The organism is Aquimarina brevivitae (genome assembly GCF_004216895.1).
Taxonomy (GTDB): Bacteria; Bacteroidota; Bacteroidia; order Flavobacteriales; family Flavobacteriaceae; genus Aquimarina; species Aquimarina brevivitae.
In genome coordinates this window covers 82,143-94,471 of the sequence record NZ_SGXE01000007.1, presented here as the reverse complement: position 1 = coordinate 94,471, position 12,329 = coordinate 82,143, and the positions used below count along the sequence as shown (strand labels likewise).

Sequence of the window (12,329 nt, the reverse complement as noted above, 5' to 3'; positions counted from 1 at the left end):
ATTTGGTGTTTAGTTGATTAATTAGGAAGGCTTATTTTAAGGTTTCGCCTCCTTTGGCCCCAGTTCGGATGCGATAGGCTTCAGAAACATCAGAAACAAATATTTTTCCATCTCCCACTTCTCCAGTTTTTGCTGCTTCCAAGATTGCCGCTATGGTAGCTTCCACAAAGTCATCGTTGACCACAATGGATAAAAATCTGCGTTGAATATCACTGGTGCTATAGGATATACCTCGGTATACAGCCCCCTTCTTTTCGTGTCCTACACCGGTAACATCCCAGTAAGAAAAGAACATAACGCCTTTATCGTGTAAAGCTTCTTTAACAGCTCTATACTTTGACCTTCTTATAATTGCTTCTATTTTCTTCATAAAGCCTAAAAATTAAAATTAGTGTTAAATGCATTTCAAAAATATGTTAATTTGATTGGTATAACCAAATTTTATAGGGTAAAGGGTTAATTTTTATCAATATGAAATAATCACCCCCTAAAAAATTAGGGGTTCTCATTTTATATGGTTTATAATTAAGAAATGTACGTTATAAACACTTTACGGCTATCGAAAACCTTGTAGTTATTTAATTAATTGAAAAACAATATTTTGCGTATTTTTAGAAGTATAAATTTTGCATTACGAAATTCGTAATTAGAAGATCATATTTTGTGATATTTATATTTAGACACACCATTTTTTAGCAGCCTCAGAAAAATGGAAACTTAAACGCTGGTTTTCTTTCGCAACAAAGAACCAATCACTAAATTCAAGATTCTGAAATATAAAATAGACGCATAAATAGTATGAAGAAACAAGGAATGTACCTGCCAGAATTTGAGCATGATGCTTGTGGTGCCGGATTTATATGTAGTTTAGAAGGTAAAAAGTCTAACGATATCATTCATAAGGCTTTAGAGATTCTTGAAAAATTAGAGCATAGAGGAGCTGTAAGTGCTGATGGTAAAACAGGTGATGGTGCAGGAATTCTTATTGATATCCCACACGATTTTTTTACAGCAGAATGTGATTTTGAACTGCCCGAGCAGGGTGAATATGCAGTGAGCAATGTTTTTTTACCGCGAAAAGAAAACCAAAGAACCTATTGCATTTCCGTATTCGAAGAAGCGATTAAAGCACAGGGACTTTCCTTATTAGGTTGGCGCGATGTACCTGTAGATCCTATCCATCTGGGAGAAATAGCAGCCAGCACAGAACCCTTTATAAAACAAGTATTTGTTGGTAAGCAGGAGCAAGCTCAGAGTTTATTTGATTTTAACTTGAAGCTCTTCACAGCGCGCAAAGTAGCAGAACATACCATTTATAAATCTAAACTTTCAGAAAATAAGTATTTCTATGTCCCAAGTTTGTCAACCAAAACCTTAATTTTTAAAGGGTTGTTGATGCCAGAGGATATTAAATTATATTACCAGGATTTATTGGATCCTAGGGTAGTTACGCGTTTGGCGCTAGTGCACCAACGTTTTTCTACCAATACGTTTCCGACCTGGGATTTAGCGCAACCTTTTAGATATATGTGTCATAATGGCGAAATTAATACGCTTAGGGGCAATGTAAGTAGAGTAACTTCTAGAGAAGAGTTAATGCAAAGTGAATTATTTGGCGAGGATATCAAAAAGATCATTCCTATTGTCCTGCCTGGTAAGTCGGACTCTGCCTCTATGGATATGGTCGTTGAGTTACTATTAATGACCGGTAGATCCCTCCCAGAGGTAATGATGATGATGGTACCCGAAGCCTGGGAAAAGAATCCTGAAATGTCCGAAGCCAAACGCGCTTTTTATGAGTTTAATGCCTGTCTAATGGAACCTTGGGATGGCCCAGCGTCTATTCCCTTTACAGACGGTAAATATATAGGAGCAGTCTTGGATAGAAATGGTTTGCGACCTTCTAGATATTCGGTCACTAAAGACGGTTACGTCATCATGTCTTCAGAAACTGGGGTAGTAGATATTCATCCTAAAAATATTGAATACCACGGTCGCCTTGAGCCGGGTAAAATGTTTTTGGTGAATATGAAAGAAGGAAGAATTGTAAATGATGAAGAAATAAAAGAAAGAATTGCATCCAAATATCCATATAGAAAATGGTTGGATACGAATATGGTGCACCTCAAGGATATTCCTTATAACGATTGCCCTTTATTTTTGGGGGAAGAAACAGTTACTAAGCGCAAAGAGATTTTTGGATATACCCAAGAGGATATTGATATCATTATCGCACCTATGGCGCAGTTAGGAAAAGAACCTATTGGTTCGATGGGATCCGATACTCCTATTGCAGTGCTGTCTGAGCGTCCACAGTTGATCTATAATTACTTCAAACAGTTGTTTGCTCAGGTAACCAATCCACCATTAGACGGGATACGCGAAGAGTTGATTTGTGACATCAGTCTAACACTAGGTAAAGACCACAATATTTTTGATATCAACGAACTGCAATGTAACAAGTTGAAGATTCAGAATCCGGTGATCTCTAAGGAAGATTTGGATAAAATCAAAACCTTTAACGAAAAGGGCTTCAAAGCTACTTCAGTCCCAATATTGTACAATATCAATCGAGGGCTCAATGGTTTAGAAGATGCCTTAGAAAAATTATTAAAAGATGTCTCTGCAGCTGTAGACAAAGGTTCGAATATCATTATTCTATCAGATAGGAATGTCAGTAAACATAGAGCGCCAATACCAGCATTATTAGCGTGCTCATATGTCAACAGCGGTTTACAGAAACTAGGTAAACGATCTCAAATAAGTATAATTGTTGAGTCTGCGGAGCCCCGAGAAGTGCATCATTTTGCGTTGTTGTTTGGTTACGGTGCTAGTGCTATTAATCCGTATATGGTTAATGAAATTATAGCTGAACAGATTCAAGAAAATACGATTACAAAACTTACGGCCGAAGAAGCGATATACAATTACAACAAAGCAGTAGGTAAGGGGGTTTTAAAGGTGATGAATAAGATAGGGATTTCTACCTTGAACTCGTATCGCGGATCACAGTTATTTGAATGTATTGGGATCAACACCAAAACCGTTGATCATTATTTCCCCAATACCGTATCCAGAATCCAGGGTATTGGGTTACAAGAAATCGAAAAAGAAATTGAAAAACGACACGAACGTGCGTATAAAGAACGGGGCGTAGAAACCAGTTTAGATCTAGAAATAGGTGGACAGTATAGATGGCGTAGAAATGGTGAAAAACACCAGTTTAACCCCTTAACCGTTGCAAAATTACAGCAATCTGTACGGACCAATGATCCAAAAACCTATAAAGAATACGCAGATTTAATAAATCAACAGTCCAAAGATTTAATGACGATCCGAGGATTATTAGAATTTTCAAATTACGATCCTATTCCTATTGATGAGGTAGAACCCTGGACAGAAATTGTAAAGCGTTTTAAAACGGGTGCAATGTCGTATGGTTCCATAAGTCAGGAAGCACACGAAAATTTAGCCATCGCCATGAATCGGATTGGGGGTAAAAGTAATTCGGGTGAAGGTGGCGAAAACCCAGAACGCTTCTATAAAAACGTAAATGGCGATTGGAAAAATAGCGCCATAAAACAAGTTGCTTCGGGTAGATTTGGAGTTTCCTCCAATTACCTAACCAATGCTAGTGAGATACAAATCAAAATGGCACAAGGAGCTAAACCTGGCGAGGGTGGGCAACTACCGGGACCCAAGGTAAATCCTGAAATTGCCAAAACACGAAACTCTACACCATACGTAGGGCTGATTTCACCACCACCACATCACGATATTTATTCTATTGAAGATCTTTCGCAATTAATTTATGATCTCAAATCAGCAAACCGACAGGCAAGAATTAATGTAAAATTAGTATCTGAAGTGGGGGTAGGTACAGTAGCTGCAGGTGTCGCAAAGGCAAAGGCAGATGTTATACTCATTTCTGGTTTTGATGGCGGTACCGGAGCTTCTCCGCTGACCTCATTGAAACACGCAGGATTACCCTGGGAGTTAGGCATCGCAGAAGCACAACAAACCCTGGTGGGTAATGATTTAAGAGGTAGAGTAGTGCTCGAATGTGATGGTCAGCTCAAAACAGGTAGAGATGTTGCTATCGCTTGCTTATTGGGTGCTGAAGAATTTGGTTTTGCTACGGCTCCATTAGTCGCTTCAGGATGTATTATGATGCGGGTATGCCACTTAAATACATGTCCCGTAGGTATTGCTACTCAAAACCCTGAACTACGTAAGAAGTTTGAAGGCAAACCTGAACATGTGGTCAACTATATGTATTTCGTGGCTCAGGAATTGAGAGAAATTATGGCAAAGCTTGGCTTTAGAACGCTCAATGAAATGATTGGACAGGTTAACAAATTGGATCACCATAAGGTGCTGAATCATTATAAAGCGCAAGGACTGGACTTAAGTCCAATACTCCATCAAATGGAAGCTCCGGATACGGTATCTATTTATCACACCGAAGCACAAGACCACGGGCTTTCAAAAGCCATGGATTTTGATATCATTGAACAAGCGCATCCTGCATTGTTTAGAAAAGAAAAAACCACACTTCATTTTGATATTCATAATACAGATCGGGCAGTCGGAGCGATTTTGAGTAATGAAATTTCCAAAATCTATGGCGCACAAGGCTTACCGGATAATACGCTTAAATTGAACTTTACCGGTTCTGCAGGTCAAAGTTTTGGGGCATTTGCCACCAAGGGGTTAACCATGGTAGTCAATGGAAATACCAATGATTATTTAGGGAAAGGACTGTCGGGTGCGCGATTGATAATCAAAATCCCTGAAGAAGCTACTATTATTCCAGAGGATAACATCATCACCGGTAACGTAACTTTATATGGCGCTACAGATGGAGAGGTCTATATAAATGGTAAAGCAGGAGAACGATTCTGTGTTCGTAATTCGGGCGCAAAAGCAGTTGTAGAAGGGATAGGAGATCACGGATGCGAGTATATGACTGGGGGAGTTGCTGTAATATTAGGTCAAGTAGGTAGAAATTTCGGGGCAGGGATGTCTGGCGGTATTGCCTACATCTATGATGATAAAAATACTTTTGAAGCACACTGTAACAAAGAATCTCTAAATCTGGAGCCTATGGTAGAGCAACTGGATATTGATGAGTTGAAAGGATTGATTGAAAATCACTATAACGCTACGTTAAGTCCTTTGGCACAACGAATTCTCGAAAACTGGGAAAACGAATTGCCCAAGTTCATTAAAATATTCCCTGAGGAATATAAACAGGCATTAAAGCGATTAGAAGAAGATAAATTAGCAAAAGCATAAACGAAGTACGATGGGAAAAATAACAGGATTTTTAGAATATGAAAGAGAAACTGAACCGTATGCACCTGTCGAAGATAGGATTAAAGAATACAAAGAATTTACCGTTCCTTTATCGGAAGAAAAGCTAAAAAACCAAGGCGCGCGATGTATGGATTGCGGTATTCCATTTTGTCATAGTGGATGTCCGCTAGGTAATTTGATACCTGATTTTAATGATGCAGTTTATAAGGGGAAATGGCAAAAAGCTTCAGAAATATTACACGCCACAAATAACTTTCCGGAGTTTACGGGTCGGTTATGTCCTGCACCTTGCGAAGAGGCTTGTGTGTTAGGAATCAATGAAGATCCGGTAACTATTGAAAATATTGAAAAAAATATAGCGGAGCGTGCTTTTGAAAATGGTTGGATTCAACCGAACCCTCCTAAAGAGAGAACAGGCAAAACGGTTGCCGTGATCGGTTCTGGGCCTGCAGGGCTCGCAGCTGCACAACAATTAAATAGAGCAGGACACCTGGTTACTGTTTTTGAACGAGATGAAAAACCAGGCGGGCTATTGCGATATGGAATTCCTGATTTTAAAATGGAAAAGCACGTAATTGATCGACGCCTTGCCGTAATGGAGGAAGAAGGCATTGTGTTTACAACCAATACAAGTATAGGTAAGGATATCGCAGCAGAAAAATTAAAAGCTGATTTTGATGCAGTGGTCTTATGCACAGGAGCTACCGTAAGGAGAAAATTGCCTATCAAGGGATCAGACCTTAAAGGTGTAGTACAAGCTATGGATTTTCTACCACAAAATAATCGACGTGTAGATGGTTGTACGGAGTTTGATGAGGAAATCTTAGCATCGGATAAAAATGTAATTGTTATTGGAGGTGGAGATACAGGATCCGACTGCATCGGTACTTCTATCCGACAAAAAGCAAAATCCGTGACTAACTTTGAGATTATGGGAAAAGCATCTACGGAGCGACCCGAAAATCAACCGTGGCCCTATTGGCCAATGCGATTGCGAACCAGTTCTTCGCACCAGGAAGGTGTGGATAGACACTGGAGTATTTCTACCAAAGAATTTGTAGGCGATAAAGACGGTAACCTGAAGGGCTTGATTACTACAGAAGTGGAGTGGGTAAAAGAAAATGGCAAGTTTACACTCAAAGAAGTTCCAGGAACAGAAAAACAATGGGATTGCGAACTGGCATTATTAGCACTTGGATTTACCGGATCAGAACCAGTATTAGCAGAACAATTAGGCATCCAATTGGATGAGCGTACCAATATGAAAGCTTCAGAAAATAATTATGCAACCAATGTAAAAGGTGTATTTGCAGCAGGAGACTCCCGCAGAGGTCAGTCTTTAATCGTATGGGCAATCTCAGAAGGGAGGCAGGCAGCTTATTATGTAGACGAATACCTTATGGGGAGTTCTAATTTACCCTTAAAAGGTGAAGGTGATTTGCCGAGAATATAAATCTACGCATCATTCAGTAGAACTATAATCCTGTCAATATTGGCAGGATTTTTTGTTGTATTCCGACTAACAAAAAAATGATTTGAGCTAACAGGCTGAAGCAATTATTTCGTATTTAATGGTTTGATAATAATCATTGAAAATATACCACTTTCAGCTATATGAATACTATAAAAAGAGGTCTGAGGTTTAATTTTTGGATACTAATTGGCGTTTTATGTTTAGGTAGTGCGTGCGCTACCTATCAGGTACAAACGGATGGTACCGAGAGCATGCAATCACTCCAGTCCAACAAAACAGTAACACAAACGGTTTATCTCGTTGGGGGCTACGGGAATACCAAGGATAAAGCTAGCCAGGCGAACATCACTACTAAATTAAAAGAAAGCTTAAGCGCAGCTGATAATAATAGTCTATTACTTTTTCTGGGAGATAATATTTCGCCTAAGAAAAATCAGGAGGAGCATGATAACAAACTATTAGACGAACAATTGGGGCTGGCAAAAGAATTCGAAGGCTATACCTATTTCATGTCAGGCGTAAATGAATGGAAGTATTTAGATGTTGAAAAGCTAGAGGAATATGAAGATTATGTAGATGATAAAGGTCTCAAAAATCTAGAGTTTGAGGAGAAAAATGGATGTCCATTGGAGTATCGAGTGATTGATGAGCAACTTGACCTTATTATTGTAAATAGTTATTGGTTCGTTTCGAATTGGGACAGAATTCATAATATCAATCAAAAATGTACCAATATAACCACCAAAAAAAGGTTTATTGAAGAGTTAGAAGGATATATCAATGATGCCCAAGGCAAAAACTTGATCATAGCGATGCATCATCCCGTTTTTAGTAATGGTACATATGCGGGGTCAAATACATTAAAGAATCATTTATTACCAGTTCCGATATTAGGAACAGCAATCACTGAAGCCTATGATTTAGCCAATTTATCCAGAAACCAATTGGATTTTCCAAGATACCGTTACCTTCGAATTTTGGTAAGTGCATTGGCACAAAAATCCAAACGAGTTACCGTAGTTTCCGCACACGAAGCAAGTTTACAATACCTCAAAAGTAAAGGGTTAAATCAGGTCATTAGTGGTTCTATAGCCGCAACAGCACCAGCAGACTTGGCTAATGGATTTATCAATGCACCCGGTGGATCATTAGATTATACCGGTAAGTTTGCCTATGGGCAGCAGGGGTTTGCAATTTTGCGCTACTATACCGATGGGTCATCAGCTGTCGAATTTGTAACGACCGATGAAAACTCCTATTATTTCAATGATCAGGAGGCTTTTGTGGAAAAACCTAGTGGTGATTTTATTCAAAAAGACTATCCTAAAACTGTTGAAGCAGCTATTGTTAAAGAGCAATCCGCACTTAATAAATCGGGTTTTTATAAATTTATTTGGGGAGATCGCTATCGTTCCTTATTCGGAAAGAAAGTAACCGCTCCAGTGGCTATATTGGATACACTGTATGGTGGTTTACGAATAATTCAAGAAGGAGGAGGGCACCAATCTAACTCCTTGCGTTTAGTCGATAAAAATAATAAACAGTATGCCATGCGTTCTTTGAAAAAAGAAGCGTTGAAGTTTTTGACCTTTAAAGTAAAAGGGGTGGCGTATGACACTTCAGATTATGAAGACACAGTGACCGAAGAGTTAGTTTCAGACTTTTTTACAACGGCACATCCGTATATGCAAATGGTTATCGATGGTCTTGCTGCTCAGGTAGATGTCAATCATTCTAATACCCAATTGTATTATATTCCTAAACAAAAAGCATTAGGAGTCTATAATGAAGCTTATGGTGATGCTCTATACTTCATTGAGCAACGACCTAGTGAGGAACAAAAGAAATATTCTGGATATCGCAGGGCAGATCCCGAAAAAGAAGGTGAAATACCAGATTTTGAAAGCACCACCGATATGTTAGAGAAGATTAAGGAAGATGAGTCGTATAAGGTGGATCAAAAAACCTATATCCGATCGAGAGTTTTTGATATGTTAATTGGTGATTGGGATCGACACCAAGATCAATGGAGATGGGTAGAGTACGAGGTGGAAGATGAAGATGAGACTATTTTCATTCCTGTGCCGAGAGACCGAGATAATACCTTCTCTAAATTCGATGGTATTGCTTTTCCTTTGATAAAAATGTTTTCGCCCATGACAAGAGGTTGGCAAAGTTATGACGATACGATTAAAAACTTAAAGTGGTTCAATAGAGAAGGTTATGATTTAGATATCACTATAGCCAATAAATTTGGCGTTCAAACCTGGATTGAAGAAGCGAAATTTATCCAGCAACACTTGGAAGCAGACGCTATAGAGAACGCTTTTTCCTCCCTTCCTAATGAAATCAAAAACGATTCCATTACGAATGAGATTAAAAACAATCTAAAAAAACGGCTCGAAGACTTAGATGAATATGCCAAAAAATATGCGACTTATCTCAATAATCAAGTGGTGGTTTACGGAACACACAAGGACGATATTTTTGAGATAGAACGTTTACCTAATCAAGAAACCAGGATTGTGGTACGACGAAATTTGAGTGACGAAAAAAATGAAATCTTTTACGAACGTATTATTGATGGAAAGGTAACTAAACAAGTATTGGTATACGGTTTAAATGATGATGATATCTTTAGTGTAAAAGGGGAAGTCAAAGGACATAGTCGTTTAAAAATTATCGGGGGTTACGGAGACGATGTGTATCAGATACAGAACAAACGAAAAGTAACCGTTTTTGACTGGAAGTTCGAAAAATCCAGTTTTGAAGAGAAAAAGCCTTCTGCCAGATTAACCAATCTATATGAAAGCAATACCCTGCATTGGCGCTATTTTCAAAAAGACTACAATACGCTAATGCCTACCTTAGGAACCCGAAACGATGACGGTGTTTTTGCAGGCTTGTCCAACACCTTTGTTAAAAAAGGTTTGCATAGTGATGGGGGAGACTTTATACAAAAGCATCAATTGACGGGTAATTATTATTTTCAATTTCAAACCGTTGAATTTTTATATGAAGGTATTTTCGCTAATATTTTCCCGAATTGGAATTTGACCTTAGAAGGAAGAGTTACCTCAGATGGATTTACGGATAATTTCTTTGGTTTAGGTAATGAATCTGAGAATGATGATGAGCAGTTAGGTGAAGACTTCAACCGTGCACAAATGCAGCAAACAGCTGTAAGCGCCAAAATCAGTTATCGATCCTTATTCTTAAAAGGACTTTATGAATCGTTTGATGTGCAGCAAAACAATGAACGCTTTTTTACCACCACCAATGTAGATGCATTAGTTTTTGATCGAAATGCCTATGTTGGTCTCGAAACAGGTATTTCATTTGATACTCAAAATGCCCTTGATTTCCCGACTAAATCATTATCGTTTGAGCTACAAGGTGGGTTTAAGCAAAATATTGATAATTCAGAAAATAATTTTGGTTATCTGAGTTTTGCACTGGGTGCCGGGCATAAAATTATCCCTTCTGGGGATTTGGTGCTTAGTAGTACTGCGGAGATCAAAACTAATATAGGTGATAATTACTTTTTTTATCACGCGCCAACGATTGGTGGTAATAATGGGTTACGAGGATATCGAAATGATCGTTTTTCTGGCGATACCTACTTCTATCAAAGCTCTGATCTTAAGTTTAGAATAAAACGATTTGTTACCTCTGTTTTTCCGGTTACACTAGGTACTTATGGAGGCTTTGACTATGGTAGAGTATGGGTAGATGGTGAGGATTCGAACATTTGGCATACCTCTTTTGGAGGCGGAGTATGGCTAAGTGGCGCGGAAACCTTTGCTGCCAATATAGGTGTTTTTGGATCTAATGAAGGAGTTATGGTACAAGGTGGAATCGGTATCGGTTTTTAAAAAAATAGATACGTTTATAAACAACAAAGCTTCAGTGGACACTGAAGCTTTGTTGTTGTTGCGAGGTATAGTGTTTATTGCTCACCTCGGGCTGGATAGTCCTCTTTTTCAATGAAATCAACAGCTTTTAATACGTCTTCAAAATTAGGGCGAGCAAAAGGCATGGTTTGCACTGCAGAAAAATATAGCTTTCCATCGGGTTCAACTAAAAATAGCCCTGGTTCAGAGAATTCATCAGGTTCTTTGTCACTGATCCCAGCAGAGATATATAATCCCCATTCTTTTGCGGTATCCATACTAAGGTTATATCCAACGGGTATCGCATCTATATTCCATTTTTCGCCTGTTTTTTTGGCCCGTTCCTCACTGTCACCACTAATGGCAATTACATTGATACCTCTATCGATAAATTCATCTAGTTTGGATTTTAAATCTTCTAAATAAGATTTGCAAATCGGACAATGTAAGCCTCTATAAAATATAAGGAGGGTATATTTATCAGGTGTTTGGTCTAGCAGTTTCCAATGCGTATCATTGATTAAATCTAAGGTTAAATTAGGTACTTTCTTTCTTGGTTTCAACATAATTTTATCTTTTTTACAAAAGATAATTAGTTTATGCGAAAGCGATTAGTTGGTTTGGTAGGATTATGTACGTTTTTGCTAAATACGCCTAAAATCAAATTCAAAAAGGAAGATTCGTTAAGTCTACGTTGCCACCGGTTAAAATAATTCCGATTTTTTTGTTGGCGTAGGTTGACTTTTCTTTTAACAGCCCAGCAAAAGGAACAGCGCAAGAGGGCTCTATGATAATTTTCATACGCTCCCAGATCAATCGCATCGCTTCTATTATTTCAGCTTCGGTAACACGTATAATTTTGGATACGTGTTGTTGAATGATAGGGAAGGTTTGATCGCCCAGTGCCATTTTTAAACCATCAGCAATCGTATTAGTGGTGGGGTTGGTTTCTAGTTTACCGGATTGTAATGCTCGATACGCGTCGTCTACTTCAAAAGGTTCAGTACCGACTACTTCACAACCCTTACTAAAATGTGAAGCGGCTAGGGCCGTACCTGCAATCAGTCCGCCACCACCTACTGGAGCAAAAATATAATCTAAATTAGGATGATCTTCTAATAATTCCATAGCTGCAGTTCCTTGGCCTAAAATAACGTTCTTCATATTGTAAGGATGCAAAAAGGTAGCTCCCTTTTCTTTTTGGATGGCCAGTGCTGTGGCTTCACGATCCTGCTGCGTAGGTGGACATTCAATAATTTCGCCTCCATAAGTTTTTACGCCATCTTTTTTGACTTGGGGAGCAGTACTCGGCATAACGATGTAGGCTTTTACGCCCAGTTGTTTTGCCGCTAGCGATAATGCTTGCGCAAAGTTACCCGAAGAATGCGTTACAACACCTTTTTCTTTTTGTGCATCAGTTAATTGCAAGATCGCATTGGTCGCACCACGCATTTTGAATGCTCCCATTTTTTGAAAGTTTTCGCACTTAAAATATAGCTCCGTTTCTGCTATTTCATTTAATAGCGTTGAGGTAAGCACCGGCGTGTTGTGGATATACGGTTTAATACGCAGATGGGTGTCTAGTAATGCTCTGGCGGTCATAGTGTATTTTGCAATAGTGATCGACTCGTAAATGTACAAAT

At 38.7% G+C, this 12,329-nt stretch carries 6 protein-coding genes; 3 read left to right on the top strand and 3 right to left on the bottom strand.

From position 1 onward, the window contains the following. Positions 1 to 31 precede the first annotated feature (31 nt). On the bottom strand, positions 32 to 370 hold the full coding sequence (locus EV197_RS16360; RefSeq protein ID WP_130287884.1) for a P-II family nitrogen regulator: 339 nt from the start codon (positions 368 to 370) through the stop codon (positions 32 to 34). Positions 371 to 798: 428 nt separating this feature from the next. Between EV197_RS16360 and gltB the strand changes: the two genes are divergently transcribed. From gltB to EV197_RS16345, 3 genes are all read left to right on the top strand, one after another. Beyond that, positions 799 to 5,298, top strand: a complete 4,500-nt coding sequence (gltB, locus tag EV197_RS16355; RefSeq protein ID WP_130287883.1) for a glutamate synthase large subunit — start codon at positions 799 to 801, stop codon at positions 5,296 to 5,298. A gap of 10 nt (positions 5,299 to 5,308) precedes the next feature. Further along, positions 5,309 to 6,772, top strand: a complete 1,464-nt coding sequence (locus EV197_RS16350) for a glutamate synthase subunit beta (protein WP_130287882.1) — start codon at positions 5,309 to 5,311, stop codon at positions 6,770 to 6,772. Between the two features lie 161 nt (positions 6,773 to 6,933). Then, positions 6,934 to 10,668, top strand: a complete 3,735-nt coding sequence (locus EV197_RS16345) for a BamA/TamA family outer membrane protein (RefSeq protein WP_130287881.1) — start codon at positions 6,934 to 6,936, stop codon at positions 10,666 to 10,668. A gap of 74 nt (positions 10,669 to 10,742) precedes the next feature. On the opposite strand, the gene EV197_RS16340 is transcribed toward EV197_RS16345, so the two are convergent. Together EV197_RS16340 and EV197_RS16335 are read right to left on the bottom strand one after the other, a co-directional pair. Beyond that, a complete protein-coding gene (locus EV197_RS16340; RefSeq protein WP_130287880.1) occupies positions 10,743 to 11,252 on the bottom strand; it encodes a peroxiredoxin-like family protein in 510 nt (169 codons plus the stop codon). A 100-nt stretch (positions 11,253 to 11,352) separates the two neighbouring features. Continuing rightward, positions 11,353 to 12,288, bottom strand: a complete 936-nt coding sequence (locus tag EV197_RS16335) for a threonine/serine dehydratase family protein (protein WP_130287879.1) — start codon at positions 12,286 to 12,288, stop codon at positions 11,353 to 11,355. Between the last annotated feature and the right edge of the window lie 41 nt (positions 12,289 to 12,329).

What these genes read in the sequence shown, in the direction of transcription:
- EV197_RS16360 (WP_130287884.1), bottom strand. Translation starts at nt 370, where the DNA reads ATGAAGAAAATAGAAGCAATTATAAGAAGGTCAAAGTATAGAGCTGTT.
- gltB (WP_130287883.1), top strand. Translation starts at nt 799, where the DNA reads ATGAAGAAACAAGGAATGTACCTGCCAGAATTTGAGCATGATGCTTGT.
- EV197_RS16350 (WP_130287882.1), top strand. Translation starts at nt 5,309, where the DNA reads ATGGGAAAAATAACAGGATTTTTAGAATATGAAAGAGAAACTGAACCG.
- EV197_RS16345 (WP_130287881.1), top strand. Translation starts at nt 6,934, where the DNA reads ATGAATACTATAAAAAGAGGTCTGAGGTTTAATTTTTGGATACTAATT.
- EV197_RS16340 (WP_130287880.1), bottom strand. Translation starts at nt 11,252, where the DNA reads ATGTTGAAACCAAGAAAGAAAGTACCTAATTTAACCTTAGATTTAATC.
- EV197_RS16335 (WP_130287879.1), bottom strand. Translation starts at nt 12,288, where the DNA reads ATGACCGCCAGAGCATTACTAGACACCCATCTGCGTATTAAACCGTAT.